Genomic DNA, 19,736 nt, shown 5'->3' with positions numbered 1-19,736 from the left:
CTATCGGGCCGGCCGGCGCAGTCCGAGCCGTGCGGCGGATCGCCTGCCGCGGGCGTCCGGCTGACGCCGGATGGCCCGCCGCTCGGAGGGCTTGATGTCCCACGTCTCGGGCCGCGCGGCCACCCACCGCTTCGAATGGACCGCGAACGGAATGTGCCCGAGGTACACCGCGACGAGCGCGATCAGCAGGATGTACGGGTAGGTGACCAGAGCCGCCGCCGCGAGCGCCACGAGGACGAGCAGACCGGCAGCCATGTGCGGCGGCACCGACACCGTCTTCAGCGCCAGCGTGGGGATCCGGCTGACGATCAGCGCCGCGGAGATCACGGTCCACGCCACGACGACGGGGTACGACGACCACCAGCCGTCGCCCCACTGCGCCGCGGCAGCCAGCGGGGTCAGCGCGACCAGCGCACCCGCGGGCGCCGGGACCCCCGTGAAGTACTCGTTGGCGTAGCCCGGCATGTCGTCCTCGTCGAGGAGCGTGTTGAACCGGGCCAGCCGCAGCACGATGCTCACCGCGTAGATCAGGGCGATGATCCAGCCGAAACTCTGGCCGTCCAGCAGCGTGACATAGAGGACGAGGGCCGGTGCGACGCCGAACGAGATGGAATCGGCAAGCGAATCCAGCTCCGCGCCCATCTTGCTGGTGGCGTCGAGCATCCGTGCGATCCGGCCGTCGAGCGAGTCGAGGACCGCGGCCGCACCGATCATGGCCAACGCCGTTCCGAGGTCGCCGTCGAGCGCGAACTTGACCGCGGACAGCCCCGCGCACAGCGCGAGGATCGTGACCACGCTCGGCAGGAGCCGGACCGCCTGCTTGGGTCGACCCCTCCGCTGTCGCTTCGCGTTGGCGATCACGGCAGTTGAGCGATGACGGTCTCGGCACCGATCGTCCGTTGCCCTCGCTCGGCGAGCAACGTGGTGCCCACCGGGAAGTACGTGTCGACGCGGGAGCCGAACCGGATCAGGCCGTACGTGTCACCGATCGGGAGGGTATCGCCGACCTTGGCGTCGCAGACGATCCGGCGGGCGAGCAGACCGGCGATCTGCACGACGGCGACATCGTGGCCCTCCGAGGTGTGCAGCAGCATGCTGTTGCGTTCGTTGACCTCGCTGGCGTCGGCGAGGTCGGCGGAGAGGAACTGGCCCGGCCGGTGGACGACCTTCCTGACCTCACCGCCGACAGGACTGCGCTGGACGTGCACATCGAGCACGGACAGGAAGATGCTGACCCGGGGGAGCGGCTCGGTGCCCATGTCGAGTTCGGACGGCGGGACCGCGGAGTCGACGAGCGCGACCTCGCCGTCGGCGGGCGCGACCACGACGCCGACACGGTTCGGCGGTACGCGGTGCGGATGCCGGAAGAACGCGGCGCAGGCCGCGGCGGAGGTCAGCGCTCCGCGCCGGACCCACTTGCGCTTGCGACCGAGGACGGCCACACCGAGTGGCGCGAGGACGAAGGGCAGCCCGGCCGGATGTAGGGGCGGAACTGCTCCGCGGACGAGGTCGACGATATGCCCGACGCTCGTGGGTTGCGGGGTTCCGGGGGGTGTGGGCTTGCGTGCCACGGGCTCCTCTAACTGTGTCGGACGGACGTGCTGCCTGCGCGCCATCGCGCCGCACTCACAGATTACGTGAGCGCTACCGGCTGCAACGGCATCAGGAGAGAGTACGCACTCGCGGGGTCCGATGTGTGAACGGATCGTGGCCGGATGGCGAGCGGCGTGATGGGTCCACCCACCTGGAACGTCAACTGCTCACCCGGCAGCGCATCGACGGCTTCGAGGAGAAAACCGGCGTTCACCTGCACATGGAAGCGCGCGGGCTGCTCCGTCGCCGGGCTGCCGACGACGATCTCGACCGACTCGAGAACACCGAGATCCACCCGGTCGCCGGCGTCCGCCAGGAGTGCGCGCAAGTCCGCCGAGGAGAAGGTGTGTTCGATTCCGCGGTCGAGGGGCGACAGACTGCGATGGTCTGGGAACGCGCCGTCGACGAGGCGGGTGGTGAGCTGCTCGGCGCCGCAGCGGAGGGTGACGCCGACGCCGACGCCGACGCCGACGACGACGGTCACCGTGTCGTGGCGACCCAGCAGTCTGGCCGCGTCGTCCAGGAACTTGCACGGGACGACGGCGGAGATCGGTTCGTCCGGCGGTTCGAGGACGGCCACCGTGCCGACCGCCAGCCGGTAGCGGTCGGTGGTGACGAGCCGCAGCACGTCGTGGTCGGTTTCCAGGAGGCAGCCGCGTAACACCGGGAACTGCGAGTCGGCGTCGGCGGCGAACCGCACCGAGCCGAACGCGGTGAGGAGGTCGGTGGTGCGGAGGACGATCGTGCACTCCCGCGCCGCTCGCGCGTCGAGCAGGCGGTGAATTCTCGTCAGTTCGTGCCGGGCGTCGTCCAGCCCCTTCTCGAGCCGGCCGAGATGCCGGTCGAGAAGTCCGTGGGCGTCCGTGCCGCTCAGCACGGCCGCCATCTCCTTCACGGGCATCCCCACCCGGCGCATCGCGGCGACGAGGACCGCTGCGTCCACGTGCTTGTCGGCGTACCAGCGGTAGCCCGTGCGCGGGTCCACCACGTGCGGGGTGAGCACGCCTGCCTTGTCGTAGAACCTCAGCGCGCTGACCGACAGACCGGACGACCGGGCGAGTTCACCGATGCTGAGCACGGTGCTCACTCTGCCCCTGCGGTCCGACAGCGTCGGCGTCGAGTTCTGCGCGGAGTCGCTCGACGGCCCCGCGGATCGTCCGTCCATATCTGTTTTCGGGGAGGTGTTCGCAGCTCTGCGCGGCCCGATCGAGATGGTGGCGTGCCTCGGACGACTGGCCGAGCGCGTGATGAGCGGCCGCCACGTTGAGGTGCAGCGACGGGTAGAACCCCGCGACCCGGAGCGAGGAGTGGTGCTGCCGAGCTCGGTCGTCGGTCAGCGAGTCGGCGGCGGCGAGGGCCCGCAGATCCCAGCGCAGCTCCTCGGCGGGGTCGGTCTGGACGTCCGCCAGGTAGTGGGCCAGCGTGACGACGTGCAACGGGTCCGGTGTGTCGTCGCCGGGACCGGCGAGGGCGTCCCACACCTCCTCGAAGATGCGTCGGGCGCCCTCCCGGTCACCCGTCACTGCCAGTTCCTGTCCTTGCGCGATCCTCGCCATGACGGCGTCCGGTGTGTCCATGCGGACCACGCTGAGGCCTCGACCAGGTCGAGGGTCAACCGGACTACGTGCGTTCGGCCGCCGACTTGATGCGGGCGAGGGTGGTGTTCATGCCCTTGACGAGGTCGACCTCGAAGTCCTCGTTGCCGCCGAGGACGGTCTTGACCAGGAACTGCGACACCTTCGACGTTCCGGTCGGTGCTTCGCGGCGCTCGGTGACCTTGGTTCCGCCTGCCGTCGGCTCGAGTTCGTACGACCAGATGGTGCGGTTCTCGAGGATCCGGAACGCGATGGTCTTGTTCGGCTGGAACTTCACGACCTTCGACGTGGTCGGCCACACTAGGAAGCCCTTGCGGTTGATGTTGACGGTCTTGGTGCCCTCTTCGACGACGCCACCGAGGACGCGCATCGTGCGGCACTGGGGGCTCCATTCGCCCATTCGCTTCAGATCCGACACGACGGCCCACACGTCATGCGGGGGCGCGTCGATGTCGATGCTTGCTTCGAGGGTGTTTGCCATCGGCTGTCTCCAGTCAGGGAAGGTGGTACGTAAGGTAACAATTACTTTGGCGTCATGATAGGCGCTCGTGCCAGAGAGGTGTGCGGTAGGTCACTGAATTCTCGTCCCGACTGCAGTTTTCCAGCACTTCCGCGCGCCTCATCGAAACCGTGTAACCAAAGGGGCACGATGGGCGATGAGTCAAGAGCGCGACGAAATGTCGCCGGTGCAATGGCGCAAAATGGAAAGTTGTCGAGTCGGTGTTCGGAAGTGATCGGTAGTGAATGTTCATTCGATCCTGCGGTGGGACCGCAGCCCTCTCCCTCTACTCGAATCAGCCCGATTGCAAGGACGTCCGTCCTCGTGGCCGAGTGAAAGACTCGAACGTCTGATGACGCCACGCGAAATCGAGGAAGCTCTCCGCGGCCGGTTGTAGACGCCGTCGTCGCTCCCGCAATCCCGTCACTCTCCGCCCGACCCCGGGGGAGACTGGGGTTGTGGGAGCCGAAGAGTCTGTCGTTGTCGGAACCGGAGCGGTCTCCGCCGAAGAAGTGATCCGGGTGGCACGTCTCGGCGCGCCGGTGCGGATCTCGCGGGACGCGATGTCGGCCATGGCGGAAACCCGGAAGCGCATCGAGGCGCTGGCCGAGGATCCGAAGCCCGTGTATGGGATCTCGACGGGTTTCGGGGCCCTCGCCACCCGGCACATACCCTCTGCGCTGCGGACGCAGCTGCAGCGCAGTCTGGTGCGCTCGCATGCCGCCGGAAATGGCCCCGAGTTGGAACGTGAGGTCGTGCGTGCCCTCATGCTGCTGCGGTTGTCGACCCTGGCCACCGGCAGGACCGGCGCGCGGCCGGAAGTCGCGCAGGTCTACGCGTCGCTCCTGTCGGCGGGGATCACTCCGGTGGTCCACGAATACGGCAGCCTCGGGTGCTCCGGCGATCTGGCGCCGCTGGCCCATGTCGCGCTCGCGGTGATCGGTGAGGGCACGGTGCGGGACGCGGACGGCGAATCGATGCCGGCTGCGAAGGCGCTGTCCGCCGCCGGTATCGCACCGGTAGTCCTCGCGGAGAAGGAGGGGCTGGCCCTCATCAACGGCACCGACGGCATGCTCGGCATGCTGCTGCTGGCGTGCGAGGACCTGCACGGGCTGCTGCGTCTGGCCGACGTCACAGCGGCGATGAGTGTGGAGGGGCTGCTCGGCACCGACAAGGTGTTCGCCCCCGATCTGCAGGCGCTCCGGCCGCACCCCGGACAGGCCCGCGCCGCCGCGAACATGGTCCGGTTGCTCGCCGGCTCGGAGATCGTGCAGAGCCACGCCAATCCCAGCTGCACCGTGGTCCAGGACGCCTACTCGTTGCGGTGCGCGCCGCAGGTGGCCGGGGCGGCGCGGGACACGCTCGCGCACGCCGAGCGGGTGGCGTCGTGGGAACTGGCGAGCGCAATCGACAATCCGGTGGTCACGCTGGACGGGCGGGTGGAGTCGAACGGCAATTTCCACGGGGCGCCGGTCGGATACGTGCTGGACTTCCTGGCCATCGTCGTCGCGGACGTGGCGAGCATGAGCGAGCGCCGCACCGACCGCTTCCTCGACGTCGCCCGCAATCACGGGCTGCCCCCGTTTCTGGCCGACGATCCGGGGGTGGACAGCGGCCACATGATCGCGCAGTACACCCAGGCGGCGATCGTCTCGGAGCTGAAGCGGCTGGCGGCGCCGGCGAGTGTGGACTCGATTCCGTCGTCGGCGATGCAGGAGGACCACGTGTCGATGGGGTGGTCGGCCGCCCGGAAGCTGCGCCGGGCGGTCGACGGACTGACCCGGGTCCTGGCGATCGAGGCGTTGACGGCCGCTCGTGCGCTGGACCTGCGTGCCCCGCTGGCGCCGTCGCCCGCGACGGGTGCGGTGCGGGACACGATCCGCGAGCACGTTCCCGGACCGGGAACCGACCGTCACCTCGCGCCGGAAATCGAGGCCGCGGTCACCCTCGCGGCCTCCGGCGCGCTGGTCGCGAGCGCGGAGACGGTGGTGGGAAAGCTGGACTGAGCGGCGTGCCCCGCGGCCCGTTGATGCCTCGAGCTTTGCGAACTACGGTGGAATGCAGGAGATGGTCCTCATGACTCTCGCGGAGTTCGACACACGAAGGAAGGCCGTCGACACGGACCGTGGTCCGGTGAGCTGCCTCGATTCCGGCACCGGCCCTGTGGCCTTCTTCATTCACGGTGTCGGGACCTCCGGCTACCTCTGGCGCAACGTGATCCGTCAACTCGAGGGAGAACGGCGGTGCGTCGCGCTCGACCTCCCGCTGCACGGTCACACCCCCGCCGCGCCCGATCAGGGACTTCACCCTCGGCGCACTCGCCGACGTGGTCGCGGCCACGTGCGACGCGCTGGGGCTGTCGAAGGTCGACGTCGTCGCCAACGACACCGGTGGGGCGGTCGCGCAGATCTTCGCGGCCCGGCACCCCGATATGTTGTCGTCGCTGACGTTGACGAACTGCGAAACCCATGACAACGTGCCGCCGAAGGCGTTCCTTCCCGCCGTGCTGCTCGCCCGGGCGGGACTGCTCGCCCGGATTGCGCGACCGCTGGCGAGGAACGTGTCGAGGGCTCGCAAGTTGTTGTACGGCAGTGGGTATCAGAACGTGTCCCTCCATCCACGCGACCTGCTCGCGGTCGAGTCGGACCTTGCGGCACTCAAGGTGCCCACACTCGTCGTGTGGGGCACCGGGGACGTGTTCTTCCGGACGAAGTGGGCCTACTGGCTGCGCGACCTCATCCCGGGAGCGCGGGAAGTCGTGGAGATCCGGGGTGGCAAGTTGTTCTTCCCCGGCGAGCGGTCGCGCGAACTGGTCGTCGAATTGCGCAGATTCTGGGCATCCCGTTCCTGAGCCGCGCTCAGCGCAGCGGGTCGAAATGCCGCATGACACCGGGAACCTCGCCGCCGGTCATGGAGTCGGCCAGCATGCGTCCGGTGAGCGGCCCCAGCGCGATGCCCCACATTCCGTGACCGCCCGCCACGTGCACGCGGGGGGAGCGGGTGGCGCCGACGAGCGGAAGTCCGTCGGTGGTGCAGGGCCGGGACCCGACCCACTCCTCCCGACGCGATTCCCAGTCGATGCCGGTGAACATGGGCGTCGCGGCCTCGATGATCGCCTGTACCCGGCGCGGGTCGAGAGGTGCGTCGGGACTACGGAATTCCATCATTCCGGCGACGCGGAAACGGTCCTGCAAGGGCGTGCACGCCACTCGCTGGGTGGGGAAGTAGATCGGGTTCTTCGGCATCTGCTGGGGCTGGACGCTGAAGCTGTAGCCGCGGCCGGCCTGCACGAGGGCGCGGACACCGAACGGGCGGGCGAGTGCATTGAGGCGCGCGCCGCTGGCGATGACGACGGCATCGGCGGCTACCGCGTCGCCGGTGGCCGAGACCAGCCGGACCCCTGACTGTCCCCGATCCTGCACAGCCGTCACGTCGAAGCCGGACCTGATCTCGCCGCCACGGGCCCGGACGGCGTCGGCGAGTGAGTGCACGAAGCGCGGCGGGTCGATGAAGCGCTGGTTGCGCAGCCTCAGACCGGAGTGCACACCGTTACCGAGACTCGGCTCGAGAGAGTGGATCTCGTCCCTGTCGACGCGGTCGTACTCGACCTCCCCGCCGGCGGCCTCGACGTGACGGAATTCGTCGACGAGCGCTTCGCGGTCCTCGTCCGACTTGAATGCGGTGAGGAACGGGTCGGCGAGATGGGTGTGCTCCCGCACGCCGCCGTCCGCGAGTTCGTCGTAGGCGCCCAGGGAGATCCGGTTGACCTCGGCGAATACCGTCATCGCGTCCGCCCACCGGGAGGGTGTGCAGTGCCGCGCGAAGCCGACGAGGAAACGCACCAGGCGCAGATCGGTCGTGAACGGAACGTAGACCGGCGACGACGGATTCAGCATCGCGCGCAGCCCGTACTTCAACACGGCGGGCTCGGGCAGCGGCAACGTCAATGCCGGTGCGAGCCAACCCGCATTGCCCCAGGACGCGTCCGACGCGACACCGTGCCGGTCGACGACCGTGACGCGCACGCCACGCTCCTGAAGGAACCACGCCGTGGACAATCCGACGACGCCTGCTCCGACGATCGCGACATGGTCAGGGCGCTGCACTGTGCTCATGACTCCATCATCGGTCGGCGACGGCGCCGGGGGAGTAGCCGTTCGGCCAGTCCCGGACAGTGACCCCTGTGCAATCGGCCAGGGGTCACATCCGCAGTCCCGTCAGCTTCAGATGCAACATCAGGATGAGCCGGGTGTCCGCGTCGGTCAGGTCCACGTCGCACGAATCGACGCAGCGTCGCAGCCGGTTCCTCAGAGTGTTGGGGTGCACGTGCAGTGCGGCCGCCGCATCGGCGACATCGCCGCCATGGGCCAGGAAGGCACGGGCCGTGGCCACGAGATCGGTACCGTGCTGCTCGTCGTGCCGGGTCAGCGCGGCGAGCGGGGTGAGCTCGCCCAGGCCGTCGAAGATGTCCGCGACGCGCAACGCCAGCACCGACGCGAGACTGTCCCGCATCGAACCGACGACACCGCCGGACCGGGCGTGCTGCAGGACGGTGAGGACCCGGTCGGCGTCCCCCCGCGACAGGTGAGCCTGGCTCGCCGTCGTCACTTCGCGTCCGACGGCGACCACGAACGCGGCCCCGCTGCGGGCGCGACCGAGGAAATTCTCGGCGAGGCGCCGGACGTCCTTCTCCGATGCGGCGATGACCACATAGATGACGTCGTCGAGCTGGGCGGCGACCGAATCGACCGCCAACGTGTCGAGGTACAGGCCGAGGGAGGCGAGCAAGCCGGACGGCAGTGGGCGCCCGACCGCGACCGGGGCGGCCGCCGCGACGGTCAGCCTTCCCTCCAGCCGGAGGTCGTCGGCGGCACGGAAGGCGGGCTCGCCACCGTTGATCAGTGCGCGCACCCGATCGACCTGCATCCGGCGCGTCACGTCCACCCGTTCCCGCTCCGCCGCGATGTGTTCGGCGACGACGGGGACCGCGGACCGCAGGATCGATTCCTGTTCCGGGGTGGGGGCGGACGTCATCGCCGCCCAGATGGACCCGACCGAGCGTCCCGCGTCCCGCACCGCGATCACCGCGCGGGGAGTCATGTTCGGCATCCGCATGTCCACGTAGAAGACGTCGGTGTCGCGATGCAGGCGTTCGAAGACACCGGCGTCCGCGAGGAGCTGCCGGTACTTCCCGGGCACCTGCCGTCCCAGGATGGTCTCGATGCGGGCTTGGTCCACGGCCTGCTCGCCGCTCGAATAGGCCAGAACCGTCGAGTTCTCGTCCTCGATCGTGATCGGCGCGCCGATCAGCTCGGCCAGCGACCCCGCCACCGTGAACAGGTCTTCACCGCGCAGGTCCATGTCTGGGAGCCTAGTTGCCGGGGACGGTCCGGCCCGGTCTTCGCCGCGACACCGTGTCCTCGAGACACGAGCCTCCGGGTCCTGGCGGTGGCCACCCCGCACGGGCATTGTGGGGGTATGGCGGCGGCGCAGGGCGGACCCGGAACGATGGCCGCGTGGCGCGTGGTCGCGCCCGGCCCCGTCGCGGGCCACCCCCTGGAACTCGGACGTGAGGCCGTTCCCGAGCCGGGACCGGGCGAACTTCTCGTGAAGGTGCTGGCGTGCGGAGTGTGCCGCACCGACCTGCACGTGACCGAAGGTGACCTGCCCGTGCACCGGTCCCGGGTGATTCCCGGCCACGAGGTGGTGGGGGAGGTTGCCGCACTGGGTGATTCGGTGTCGGGGACCTTCGCTGTCGGCGACCGGGTGGGTATCGCCTGGCTGCGTCACACCTGCGGACACTGCGCGGCCTGCCTGCGCGGTTCGGAGAACCTGTGCAGGCAGTCGCAATACACGGGTTGGGATGCGGACGGCGGATACGCCGAATTCGCGACGGTCCCGGCCGACTACGCGCTGCACCTGCCGGACGGCTACACGGACACCGAACTCGCACCACTGCTGTGCGCCGGGATCATCGGCTACCGCGCACTCGAACGTGCCGCGGTCCCCGACGGCGGTGCACTGGGCCTCTACGGGTTCGGCGGCAGCGCGCACCTCACCGCCCAGGTCGCGTCGATCCGCGGCGCCCGGGTGCACGTCATGACGCGTGGGGCGGAGGCCCGTGCGCTGGCGCAGCGACTCGGGGCGGCGTCCGTGCAGGGAGTGCGCGACGTGCCGCCGGAACCCCTCGACTCCGCGATTCTGTTCGCCCCGGTGGGCGATCTGGTGCCCGTCGCGATGGAGGCGCTCGCCGACGGCGGCACCCTCGCCGTCGCGGGGATCCACCTCTCCGACATCCCCGCGCTCGAGTATCAGAGGCATCTGTTCCGGGAACGGCAGATCCGCAGCGTCACCGCCAATACCCGTTCGGATTCCGTCGAATTCCTGCGCATCGCAGCGGAACACCGGCTGAGTATCGACATCCACCCGTACCCACTCGACCGCGCCGACCGGGCCCTGCGTGACCTGGCCGGCGGAAAGTTCAGCGGTGCAGCAGTTCTCGAGCCGTAGAGGGAGACAGATATGAGCGAACATGCAGGGGCGCCCGTGGTCGTCGGCGTCGATGGTTCCCGCGCCGCGCTCGACGCGGCGCGCTGGGCCGCGGGCACGGCGGTCCGGCTCGACGCCCCACTCCTGCTCGCCCACACGTACCCCGACGAGGCCACGTTCTACAACGGCACCGCGATGATGATCGACGCCCAGTTCATCCAGGAACTGCGCGAGGACGGCAACTCGATGCTCGACGCCACCACCGCCGCCGTCTTGCAGGACCATCCCGGACTCGCCGTCGAGCGCGACGTCCGATCGGGCGCGGCGGCGTCCCACCTGATCGAGTTGTCGAGGGCGGCGCGGATCGTGGCGCTCGGTGCGCAGGGTGCGGGCGCGGTCACCGACTACCTCCTCGGGTCCACCGTGCTCCGCACGGTCAATCACGCGCACAGCCCCGTCGCGGTCGTCCGGGGAGAGCCCGCGACGGCGGCACCGGACACCCGCCCGATCGTCGTCGGCGTGGACGGCAGCCAGGTCAGCGAGAAGGCCGTCGAGGAGGCGTTCGCACTCGCGTCCGCGTTCGGCGTCGGTCTGGACGTGGTGCACGCGTGGAGCGGCGAGAAGCAGCACGGGCTCGCCCATGCGTCGAAGTACGTGGACTGGACCGCCTACGAGGAAGGGGAGAAGGCCATCGTGTCCGAATGCCTCGCCGGTATCCGGGACGAGTACCCGGACGTGCCGGTGAACGCGGTGACGACGCAGGGGGTGTCCGCCGACGTCCTGCTGCGGCACGCGGCGCGGGCGCAACTGCTGGTGGTCGGAAGCCACGGCCGCGGCAAGGTGCTGGGTGCCCTGCTCGGATCCGTCAGCCAGAATCTGGTGCACCACGCTCCCTGTCCCGTCCTCGTCTGCCGGGCTCGGCAGTGACACCGTCCGAGCCGCGCGGATAGGCTCCTGTCATGGCTGGGGTCGAGGGTGTCCTGCTCGATATCGACGGGGTGCTGGTTACTTCGTGGCATCCGATCGACGGTGCCGCCGCCGCGGTGCGGGAGGTGCGCGAGCGCGGACTCGCGTGCGCCTACCTCACCAACACGACGTCCCGGACGTGCGACGAGATCGCCGATGCCCTGCGGTCGGCGGGCATCGAGGCCGACGCCGGCGAGATCGTCACAGCGGCCCGGCTCACCGCGGAGTACGTCCGGTCGACCTACCCCGGGGCGCGGGCCTGGGTCCTCAACAGCGGCGACATCACGGCCGATCTGTCCGGGATCGAACTGGACGACGACGACCCCGAGGTGGTGATCCTCGGTGGGGCCGGGCCGGAATTCACCCACGACGCACTCAGCCGCGTGGTGGAGCTGATGCTCGACGGCGTCCCCGTGGTCGCGATGCACCGGGGCACCACATGGGCCACCCACGACGGGCTGCGCATCGACACGGGTACCTACCTCCCCGGTATGGAGGAGGTCGCGGGAACGAACGTCGTCTCGGTGGGCAAGCCGTCGCTCGCGGCGTTCCTCACCGCCACCGATCTGATGGGCACGGAACCGGATGTGACGGTGATGGTCGGTGACGATCTGACGGGTGACGTCCTGGCCGCGCAGCGGGTGGGACTGATCGGCGTGCTGGTGCGGACGGGCAAGTTCCGCCAGTCGATTCTGGACCTCGCCCCGCAGCGTCCGGACCACGTCGTCGACTCGGTCGCGCAGCTGCCGAAGCTCCTCGACGAACTCGCCTGACCGCGGTCCGGGACTAACCGCCCGCGAGCGGGTACTCTCGCGGCGAATCCTCCAATTCGACGTTCCCAGAAGGAGCTTCCATGCTCGCTGTCTCCACACCCGTCACCTCGACCGCCTCGGCATCTCGTACTCGTATCTCGTCTCTGTTCGGCCGACGGCTGGCACGTGTGGGAGCGGCGATGGCCGTGGGTCTGGGCGTCGCGGCGGGAATCTCGGTGGCCGGCGCAGGCGTCGCCGGTGCCGCCCCCGTCAACTGTGTCTCCCCGCCGTCGGCGAACGACGTCCAGGTGTCGGACACCGCGAGCTGCGGCGCCAAGGCGACCGACGCCGGCGTCGCCCACGCGATGGCCGCGGACAGCGGCACCGCGGTGAGCGTCGCCAACGGACACAGCGGCGCCACCACGTACGCCAACGGATACGGAACGTCGCTCGGTGCGTCGACCGGCTCGGGGCAGGCGTACGCGCTCGCGCTCGGCGGCGGCATCGCCCGTTCCGGTGCGGCCGACGGCACCACCACCGTCGCGATCGCCGGGTGGGGTTCGGGTGCGACTGCCGACGCGAACGGCGTCGACTGCGTCGGTGCCCTGTCCCTCGCGTTCAACGTGAACACCGGTCAGGTGTGCGCGATGCGCTGATCGCCCGGCCACCGGTTCCGTCCCGACCTTGCACTCACCCTGTCCGAGTGCTAAAAATGCACTTGGCACTCACGACGCGTGAGTGCCAGGTCGGGACGGTGAGACCGGGAACCAAAGACACCCCTGGTCGTCCGTCGCGGGCACCGAACTCGGCCGAAGGCGTAAATGAGGCGACCCGACTAGCGGTCGCCTTGTGTGTCACCCCCAATCCGGAGGATCACTTCGCAATGGCCAAGATCATCGCGTTCGACGAAGAGGCCCGTCGCGGCCTCGAGCGGGGACTCAACGCCCTCGCCGACGCAGTCAAGGTGACGTTGGGCCCCAAGGGTCGCAACGTCGTGCTCGAGAAGAAGTGGGGCGCCCCCACGATCACCAACGATGGTGTTTCCATCGCCAAGGAGATCGAGCTCGAGGACCCCTACGAGAAGATCGGTGCCGAGCTGGTCAAGGAGGTCGCCAAGAAGACTGACGACGTCGCCGGCGACGGAACCACCACCGCTACCGTTCTCGCCCAGGCTCTCGTCCGTGAGGGTCTCCGCAACGTCGCTGCCGGCGCCAACCCGCTGGGTCTGAAGCGCGGCATCGAGAAGGCCGTCGAGGCCGTCACCGTGCGTCTGCTCGAGACCGCCAAGGAGATCGACACCAAGGAGCAGATCGCTGCTACCGCTGGTATCTCCGCAGGCGACCCGTCCATCGGCGAGCTCATCGCCGAGGCCATGGACAAGGTCGGCAAGGAAGGCGTCATCACGGTCGAGGAGTCCAACACCTTCGGCCTGCAGCTCGAGCTCACCGAGGGCATGCGCTTCGACAAGGGCTACATCTCGGCGTACTTCGCCACCGACCCGGAGCGTCAGGAAGCCGTCCTCGAGGACGCGTACATCCTGCTCGTGAGCTCCAAGATCTCCACGGTCAAGGACCTGCTGCCGCTGCTGGAGAAGGTCATCCAGTCCGGCAAGCCGTTGGTCATCATCGCCGAGGACGTCGAGGGCGAAGCCCTGTCCACCCTGGTGGTCAACAAGATCCGTGGCACCTTCAAGTCCGTGGCCGTCAAGGCTCCCGGCTTCGGTGACCGTCGCAAGGCTCAGCTCGCCGACATCGCCATCCTCACCGGTGGCGAGGTCATCAGCGAAGAGGTCGGCCTCTCCCTGGAGACCGCCGGACTCGAGCTGCTCGGCCAGGCACGCAAGGTCGTCATCACCAAGGACGAGACCACCATCGTCGAAGGCGCGGGAGACCCCGAGGCCATCGCCGGTCGCGTGGCGCAGATCCGCGCCGAGATCGAGAACAGCGACTCCGACTACGACCGCGAGAAGCTGCAGGAGCGCCTGGCCAAGCTGGCCGGTGGCGTTGCAGTCATCAAGGCTGGCGCTGCCACCGAGGTGGAGCTCAAGGAGCGCAAGCACCGCATCGAAGATGCCGTGCGTAACGCCAAGGCTGCCGTCGAAGAGGGCATCGTCGCCGGTGGTGGCGTGGCTCTGCTGCAGTCGGCTCCCGCGCTCGACGACCTGAAGCTCGAAGGTGACGAGGCCACCGGTGCGAACATCGTTCGCGTCGCCCTCGAAGCACCGCTGAAGCAGATCGCCTTCAACGCGGGCCTCGAGCCCGGCGTCGTTGCCGAGAAGGTTCGCAACCTGCCCGCAGGTCACGGCCTCAACGCCTCGACCAACGAGTACGGCGACCTGCTCGAAGCCGGCATCAACGACCCGGTCAAGGTCACCCGCTCCGCGCTGCAGAACGCAGCGTCCATCGCGGCTCTGTTCCTGACCACCGAGGCCGTCGTCGCCGACAAGCCGGAGAAGGCCGGAGCGCCCGTGGGCGACCCGACCGGCGGCATGGGCGGTATGGACTTCTAAAGGCGGCTACGCCTCCTGTGAGTGGTTGAGGAGTCCTCGGACTCGCCTACCACTCACGGGCACGAAGTGCTCGAAGAGCCCGGGACACCATCTGGTGTCCCGGGCTCTTTCGTGTCGGTGACCCGCCCCTTCCCGTGTGCGCGTCGGCAGATCTCCTGTCGGCAGTGGCCGTGGATTCGTTTCACGGCCACAGTGCTTTTCGGTGTCGCCCGGGTCAGTGTCCGGCCGGCATCAGCATCCAGGCGGCGAGGTAGACGAGGGCCGCGGTGCCGCCGGTGACCAGCGTGGCGACCACGGTGAGCAGCCGGACGAGGTTGACGTCCACCGAGAAGTATTCGGCGATGCCGCCGCAGACGCCCGCGAGCATCTTCTGGTTGTCGGAACGGGTGAACTGGCGGGGAGTGTTGCTCTCGAATGTCATGCTCCCATTCTGTTGGGCGAGACCTGCCGGCACATCGGGATGTACCCCGATCCCGACCCTGGTCTTTCACCCTGAGTGCCCGCTCCATACCGCTCGCTGTTCGTGCCTCGGGGTCGATCGTTCTCGTGTCCGCGCCGCGCCGATGAACTCGATATCCCACACTTCAGGGCGATTCGGTGTAAGGATAGAAACTTTTGCCGATCAATTTTGAATTAGAGACAAATCGGATGCGTTCACCGCGGCAAAAGAAGAGACATTCGAATTCGCCGACCCTCATTCTCGGGCGGGTGATTCAAGGGCAATGACAAGAAAAAGTCCGGAAACAATGCAATCAGGTATGTTCTGTCGCTCCTCGATTACGGGAACGTGGATCCGGAGGTCGTGGTGACGCTATATAACCTGATAGAGGCGCATGTTCAGGCGATAATTGAGAAGTAGCCAGTACTCATTCGTGAGTTCGTCGTTAAGTCAACGATCGCAAATGTTTACCACTTTGTGCTTATTCGAAGAGAAAACTCGGGTACAAATGACGGAGCCCCTGATCGCGGGGGGAAGTTCGAAATCCACTGCGTCGAAAAGGAGTAATACTATGTCCGACAGCTTTCTGACTCTGCTCGAAGCGCTCACCACACTGATCGACTTCATCGGGTCCGTCGCGGAATAGGGAAACCCCCGTTTCGACCCCACTTCTCGACGAGAGCTGGAGTCCACATGACATCATGTGGGCTCCAGCTCTCGCCTCTTCGGAGTCGGGCAGGTGACGTCGCAGCGAAGGAGAACGATGGTCAACCGCACTGCAGCGGGTAGGTACGGGGTGCGGCTCGCGCTCGCGGTCGCCCTGACGGCGGCGATTCCGTGCCTCGGAGTCCAGGCGTCCGCTTCCGCCGATCCGACCGGAGACGCCAGTGTCGCGGCCGGTGGCTCCCACCTGGTGAGCACCGACGAGATCGACGACCGGCAGTTGACCATGCAGGTGTACTCGGCCTCCATGGACCGGGAGATTCCACTGCGGGTCATCACTCCCGCGGACACGAGCGCACCGAGGCCCACGCTGTACCTGCTCAACGGGGCGGGCGGCGGCGAGGACTCCGCCACGTGGCAGGCCAGGACCGATGTCGTCGACTTCTTCGCCGACAAGAACGTCAACGTGGTCACGCCCATGGAGGGCGCGTTCAGTTACTACACGGACTGGGAGCAGACCGACCCGGAACTGGGCAACAACAAGTGGACGACGTTCCTCACGCAGGAACTTCCGCCGATCGTCGATTCCGCGCTCGGCACCAACGGCGTCAACTCGATCGCCGGCATCTCGATGGCGGGTAGTTCCGTGCTGAGCCTGGCGCAGTCGGCTCCCGGCCTGTACGAGAGCGTCGGCGCCTACAGCGGCTGCGCGATGACCAGCACGGACCCCGGCCGCACGTACGTGCGGCTGGTCGTCGAGGGCCGCGGCGGCGGCGACACCTCCAACATGTGGGGACCGGAAGACGGCCCCGGCTGGACGGCCAACGACCCGTACATCAACGCGGAGAAGCTGCGCGGACTCGACATCTACGTCAGCAACGGATCCGGACTGCCCGGGCCCGGCGACCAGCTGAACGGGCCGGGGATCAACGGCGACGTCGGAACGCTCGCCAACCAGATCCTCCTCGGCGGCGCCATCGAGGCGGCCACCAACCAGTGCACCCACGCGCTCGCGGACAAACTGAACGAACTGCAGATTCCCGCAACGTTCGACTTCCGGCCCGTCGGCACGCATTCGTGGTCGTACTGGCAGGAAGACCTGCACAAGTCGTGGCCGATGCTCGCTGCGTCGATCGGCCTGTAATCACCGGTCTCGGATGAGACTCGACCCCCGCAGATCCCGGATCTGCGGGGGTCGAGCCGTCTAGTCTGACGAGGTGGAGACAGTACCGATCCAGATGCCCGACGGAACCACCACTCCGGTTCGCCTGTTTCCCGGCCCGGACGAGGCCCCCGTCATCGTCGTGTTTCCCGGCCTGGGAATTCCCGCCGGCTACTACGAACCCTTCGCCGAGGAACTCGTGTCCCGGGGGTTCAACGCGGCAATCGGCGAGCTCCGCGGCCAAGGCGACAGTCGTCCCCGCCCGAGCAGCGCCAGCACGTACGGCTACCACGAACTGGTGGCCCTCGACTTTCCCGCAATCTTCGAAGTGGTGCGGGAGCGATTTCCCGCCGCCACGCCCTTCCTGCTCGGACACAGCATGGGGGGTCAGCTCGGTGTGATGTACGCGGCCCGGATCCGCGGCCGGCTCGGCGGGATCGTGCTCGTCGCGTCCGGGTCGCCGTATCACCGGGGGTTCCCCGGCATCCATGCCCCGCGGATGCTGGTCGGCGCCGCGGCGATGTCGATGACGGCCAACCTGGCGGGGTTCTGGCCCGGCGACAAACTCGACATCGGAGGGTTCGGGCGGCAGTCGAAGGCGCTGATCACCGATTGGTCGCGATTCGCCCGCACCGGCAGGATCGAACCCGACGGCGCCGACATCGACTACGAGGAACGCATCGCCCGGCTGAAACTGCCGGTGCTGTCGGTGACCGTCGAGGGTGACGATCTGGCGCCGGAATCCTCGGCGAAGAACCTCCTCGCGAAGCTCCCGAACGCCGATGTCACGCTGTGGCACCAGCCGCAGCCGCTGGGCCACAACGGGTGGATCCGCGACCCAGCCGGCACCGTCGACCGGATCGTCGAGTGGATCCACGACCACACCTGACCCGTGAGTACTTATTAACCGCGGGCGGTTGATAAGTACTCACGGGCGGGTGAGCATCTCCCACAGGAACGTGAACGTGAGCGCCGATTTGAATGCGGCCTGCGCGTTGTCCGCGGCCCCGCCGTGCCCGCCCTCGATGTTCTCGTAGTACCAGACCTCGTGGCCCTGCTTCTCGAGCAGTGCCGTCATCTTGCGGGCGTGGCCGGGGTGGACGCGGTCGTCGCGGGTGGACGTGGTGACGAGGATCGGCGGGTAGTCCGCGGTCGCGTCGGTGTTCTGATACGGCGAGTACTCGCTGATGAACTTCCAGTCGTCCGGGTTGTCCGGATCGCCGTACTCGGCCATCCACGACGCCCCGGCGAGCAGCAGGTGGTACCGCTTCATGTCGAGGAGCGGAACCTGGCACACGATCGCCCCGAACAGTTCCGGGTAGCGGGTGAGCATGACGCCCATGAGGAGTCCGCCGTTGCTGCCGCCCTGGATCCCGAGCTGCTTCGACGTCGTGATGCCGCGGGCCACCAGGTCGCGAGCGACCGCGGCGAAGTCCTCGAACGCCTTGTGGCGACCCTCCCGCACCGCCTGGGTGTGCCACGACGGGCCGTACTCGCCGCCGCCGCGGATGTTCGCCACCACGTACGCGCCGCCGCGTTCGAGCCACGCGAACCCGACCGAACCGCTGTATCCCGGGACCATCGAGTTCTCGAAGCCGCCGTATCCGTACAGCATGGTGGGGCAGGGGCCGGTGACGTCGTCGCGGCGCACCACGAAGTAGGGGATCTCGGTTCCGTCGTCGGACACCGCGAAGTGCTGCGCCACGGACATGCCGTCTGCGTCGAAGAACGACGGCGCCTGCTTGACGGGTTCGAGCGGTCCACCGACCGTGCCGTACAGCAGCGTCGCCGGCGTCGTGAATCCGCTGGAGTTGACGAAGAAGCTGTCGCTGGTGCGGGGATCGGTGCTGATGATCCCGCTCGCCGTGAGTTCCGGTACACCGTCGAGAGGCTTCTCCTCCCACCCGGTGTCGTTCGGCGTGAGCACCGACAGCTTGGTCTGCACATCCGACAGTCGCACGAGGAGAAGGTGGTTCCGGGTCCACGTTCCCTGCTCGAGGGACGTGTGCTCGTCCGGGGTGAACAGTGGCGTCAGCTCGCGTGACCCGGCGAGGAAGTCCGCGTAGTTCGCGGCGAGCAGCGACCCGGCCGGGTAGACGGTGCCGTCCACGTCCCAGTCGGTGCGCGGACGGATGGTCAACCAGTCGCGGTACACGGACGAGCCCGCGTCGTCGGGGGTGTCGATCCGGACCTTCGACCCGTCCGGGAGCAGCTGGTAGCGCTCGGAATTGTAGAAGTCCATGGACCGGCCGACGAAGTGCCGCTCGTATCCGGGGGTGTCGTCGTACGAGGCGCCGACGGACACGTCAGTGGTCTCACCCTCGAAGACGGTGACCGCCTCGGTGAGCGGGGTGCCGCGATGCCAGCGTTTCGCGATTCTCGGGTAGCCGGAGTCGGTCATCGAGCCTTCGCCGAAGTCGGTCCCGACGTACACGGTGTCCGTGTCGATCCAGCTGATGCTGGTCTTCGCCTCGGGGACGTCGAATGCGTGGTCACCGCCGACGAATTCGCGCTTCTCGATGTCGAATTCGCGCACCACGGACGCGTCGGCGCCACCACGCGAGAACGACAGCAGGGCGCGTGACTGCTCGGGTCGCAGCACGCTGGCCCCGGCCCACACCCAGTTCTCGTCTTCCCGTTCCGCCAGGGCGTCGACGTCGAGCAGGACGTCCCACTCGGGGTTCTCCGTGCGGTACTGCTCGAGCGTGGTGCGCCGCCAGATGCCGCGTTTGTGGTCGCCGTCGCGCCAGAAGTTGTACAGGTACTCGCCGCGCATGCCGGCGTAGGGGATCCGGTCGTCCGTGTCGAGCACGTCCAGGATCCGGCTCTCGAGCGCAGAGAACTCGGCGTTCTCGGTGTACTCGGCGAGCGTGCGGGCGTTGCGCTCGCGCACCCAGTCGAGTGACCGTTCCGCGGTGACATCTTCGAGCCAGAGGAAGGGATCCGTCATGGCGCCATTCTTGCAGGCGGTGTCGTGCCTGGTCGCGGCGGCAAAGGTGTGACGGATGAGGCTACTCGCGGGTAATACGACCGCGTGGAGACAGCGATTCCGGACGGGACTACCCTGAA

The 19,736-nt window shown here is 68.1% G+C and carries 17 protein-coding genes and 1 pseudogene; 9 read left to right on the top strand and 9 right to left on the bottom strand.

The window, feature by feature from the left end:
* From pssA to HGB39_RS13710, 5 genes are all read right to left on the bottom strand, one after another.
* On the bottom strand, positions 1 to 861 hold the full coding sequence (gene pssA, locus HGB39_RS13730; protein ID WP_005569664.1) for a CDP-diacylglycerol--serine O-phosphatidyltransferase: 861 nt from the start codon (positions 859 to 861) through the stop codon (positions 1 to 3).
* Positions 858 to 1,571, bottom strand: a complete 714-nt coding sequence (locus HGB39_RS13725) for a phosphatidylserine decarboxylase (RefSeq protein ID WP_054245717.1) — start codon at positions 1,569 to 1,571, stop codon at positions 858 to 860. Before HGB39_RS13725 ends, pssA begins: the two co-directional genes overlap by 4 nt.
* Before the next feature lie 62 nt (positions 1,572 to 1,633).
* The gene (locus HGB39_RS13720; protein ID WP_064080818.1) at positions 1,634 to 2,680 is read right to left on the bottom strand and encodes a DNA polymerase III subunit beta family protein; all 1,047 of its coding nucleotides are present in this window, start codon (positions 2,678 to 2,680) and stop codon (positions 1,634 to 1,636) included.
* Positions 2,655 to 3,179 (bottom strand): hypothetical protein, encoded by a 525-nt coding sequence (locus HGB39_RS13715; RefSeq protein WP_043793261.1) that lies wholly within the window; start codon positions 3,177 to 3,179, stop codon positions 2,655 to 2,657. The genes HGB39_RS13720 and HGB39_RS13715 overlap by 26 nt, the downstream gene beginning before the upstream one ends.
* 34 nt (positions 3,180 to 3,213) lie before the next feature.
* The gene (locus HGB39_RS13710) at positions 3,214 to 3,669 is read right to left on the bottom strand and encodes an SRPBCC family protein (protein ID WP_005572534.1); all 456 of its coding nucleotides are present in this window, start codon (positions 3,667 to 3,669) and stop codon (positions 3,214 to 3,216) included.
* Positions 3,670 to 4,145: 476 nt separating this feature from the next.
* Here HGB39_RS13710 and hutH point away from each other — a divergent pair, with 476 nt between their 5' ends.
* A complete protein-coding gene (hutH, locus tag HGB39_RS13705) occupies positions 4,146 to 5,693 on the top strand; it encodes a histidine ammonia-lyase (RefSeq protein WP_064080819.1) in 1,548 nt (515 codons plus the stop codon).
* Between the two features lie 52 nt (positions 5,694 to 5,745).
* Positions 5,746 to 6,538, top strand: a pseudogene (locus HGB39_RS13700) (alpha/beta fold hydrolase).
* Positions 6,539 to 6,545: 7 nt separating this feature from the next.
* Here the strand turns inward: HGB39_RS13700 and HGB39_RS13695 are convergent.
* Positions 6,546 to 7,802, bottom strand: coding sequence for an NAD(P)/FAD-dependent oxidoreductase (locus tag HGB39_RS13695; RefSeq protein ID WP_005572537.1), 1,257 nt, complete (start codon positions 7,800 to 7,802; stop codon positions 6,546 to 6,548).
* Positions 7,803 to 7,887: 85 nt separating this feature from the next.
* Complete coding sequence (locus HGB39_RS13690; protein WP_064080820.1) at positions 7,888 to 9,048, bottom strand: helix-turn-helix domain-containing protein; 1,161 nt, start codon at positions 9,046 to 9,048, stop codon at positions 7,888 to 7,890.
* Positions 9,049 to 9,195: 147 nt separating this feature from the next.
* Between HGB39_RS13690 and HGB39_RS13685 the strand changes: the two genes are divergently transcribed.
* The 5 genes from HGB39_RS13685 (at position 9,196) to groL (ending at position 14,403) form a co-directional block, all read left to right on the top strand.
* Positions 9,196 to 10,197, top strand: a complete 1,002-nt coding sequence (locus HGB39_RS13685; RefSeq protein ID WP_210752720.1) for a zinc-binding alcohol dehydrogenase family protein — start codon at positions 9,196 to 9,198, stop codon at positions 10,195 to 10,197.
* A gap of 12 nt (positions 10,198 to 10,209) precedes the next feature.
* Positions 10,210 to 11,103 carry a universal stress protein gene (locus tag HGB39_RS13680; RefSeq protein ID WP_064080822.1) on the top strand — a complete coding sequence of 298 codons (894 nt, stop codon included), beginning with the start codon at positions 10,210 to 10,212 and terminating at the stop codon, positions 11,101 to 11,103.
* A gap of 32 nt (positions 11,104 to 11,135) precedes the next feature.
* On the top strand, positions 11,136 to 11,915 hold the full coding sequence (locus HGB39_RS13675; RefSeq protein WP_005560941.1) for an HAD-IIA family hydrolase: 780 nt from the start codon (positions 11,136 to 11,138) through the stop codon (positions 11,913 to 11,915).
* 80 nt (positions 11,916 to 11,995) lie between these two features.
* Positions 11,996 to 12,550: a DUF6764 family protein gene (locus HGB39_RS13670; RefSeq protein WP_005560942.1), complete on the top strand. Its 555-nt coding sequence runs from the start codon at positions 11,996 to 11,998 to the stop codon at positions 12,548 to 12,550.
* Positions 12,551 to 12,777: 227 nt separating this feature from the next.
* Positions 12,778 to 14,403 (top strand): chaperonin GroEL, encoded by a 1,626-nt coding sequence (groL, locus tag HGB39_RS13665; RefSeq protein ID WP_005263938.1) that lies wholly within the window; start codon positions 12,778 to 12,780, stop codon positions 14,401 to 14,403.
* Between the two features lie 214 nt (positions 14,404 to 14,617).
* Here the strand turns inward: groL and HGB39_RS13660 are convergent, their stop codons facing one another.
* Positions 14,618 to 14,824 (bottom strand): PspC domain-containing protein, encoded by a 207-nt coding sequence (locus HGB39_RS13660; protein WP_005263939.1) that lies wholly within the window; start codon positions 14,822 to 14,824, stop codon positions 14,618 to 14,620.
* Between the two features lie 781 nt (positions 14,825 to 15,605).
* Here HGB39_RS13660 and HGB39_RS13655 point away from each other — a divergent pair.
* Both HGB39_RS13655 and HGB39_RS13650 read left to right on the top strand, forming a co-directional pair.
* Positions 15,606 to 16,649 carry an alpha/beta hydrolase gene (locus tag HGB39_RS13655; protein ID WP_005560943.1) on the top strand — a complete coding sequence of 348 codons (1,044 nt, stop codon included), beginning with the start codon at positions 15,606 to 15,608 and terminating at the stop codon, positions 16,647 to 16,649.
* A 73-nt stretch (positions 16,650 to 16,722) separates the two neighbouring features.
* Positions 16,723 to 17,556, top strand: coding sequence for an alpha/beta hydrolase family protein (locus HGB39_RS13650; RefSeq protein ID WP_005251814.1), 834 nt, complete (start codon positions 16,723 to 16,725; stop codon positions 17,554 to 17,556).
* Positions 17,557 to 17,595: 39 nt separating this feature from the next.
* On the opposite strand, the gene HGB39_RS13645 is transcribed toward HGB39_RS13650, so the two are convergent.
* The gene (locus HGB39_RS13645) at positions 17,596 to 19,674 is read right to left on the bottom strand and encodes a prolyl oligopeptidase family serine peptidase (RefSeq protein WP_265147568.1); all 2,079 of its coding nucleotides are present in this window, start codon (positions 19,672 to 19,674) and stop codon (positions 17,596 to 17,598) included.
* Positions 19,675 to 19,736: the final 62 nt, after the last annotated feature.

Source organism: Rhodococcus opacus, assembly GCF_012396235.1.
Classification (GTDB): Bacteria; Actinomycetota; Actinomycetes; order Mycobacteriales; family Mycobacteriaceae; genus Rhodococcus_F; species Rhodococcus_F opacus.
This window is presented reverse-complemented; position numbering and strand designations above follow the sequence as displayed.

Excerpts from the sequence above, each read along its gene's own strand:
- groL (WP_005263938.1), top strand. The coding sequence starts at position 12,778 with ATGGCCAAGATCATCGCGTTCGACGAAGAGGCCCGTCGCGGCCTCGAG.
- HGB39_RS13685 (WP_210752720.1), top strand. The coding sequence starts at position 9,196 with ATGGCCGCGTGGCGCGTGGTCGCGCCCGGCCCCGTCGCGGGCCACCCC.
- HGB39_RS13670 (WP_005560942.1), top strand. The coding sequence starts at position 11,996 with ATGCTCGCTGTCTCCACACCCGTCACCTCGACCGCCTCGGCATCTCGT.
- HGB39_RS13680 (WP_064080822.1), top strand. The coding sequence starts at position 10,210 with ATGAGCGAACATGCAGGGGCGCCCGTGGTCGTCGGCGTCGATGGTTCC.
- HGB39_RS13655 (WP_005560943.1), top strand. The coding sequence starts at position 15,606 with ATGGTCAACCGCACTGCAGCGGGTAGGTACGGGGTGCGGCTCGCGCTC.
- HGB39_RS13675 (WP_005560941.1), top strand. The coding sequence starts at position 11,136 with ATGGCTGGGGTCGAGGGTGTCCTGCTCGATATCGACGGGGTGCTGGTT.
- HGB39_RS13710 (WP_005572534.1), bottom strand. The coding sequence starts at position 3,669 with ATGGCAAACACCCTCGAAGCAAGCATCGACATCGACGCGCCCCCGCAT.
- HGB39_RS13660 (WP_005263939.1), bottom strand. The coding sequence starts at position 14,824 with ATGACATTCGAGAGCAACACTCCCCGCCAGTTCACCCGTTCCGACAAC.
- HGB39_RS13695 (WP_005572537.1), bottom strand. The coding sequence starts at position 7,802 with ATGAGCACAGTGCAGCGCCCTGACCATGTCGCGATCGTCGGAGCAGGC.
- HGB39_RS13690 (WP_064080820.1), bottom strand. The coding sequence starts at position 9,048 with ATGGACCTGCGCGGTGAAGACCTGTTCACGGTGGCGGGGTCGCTGGCC.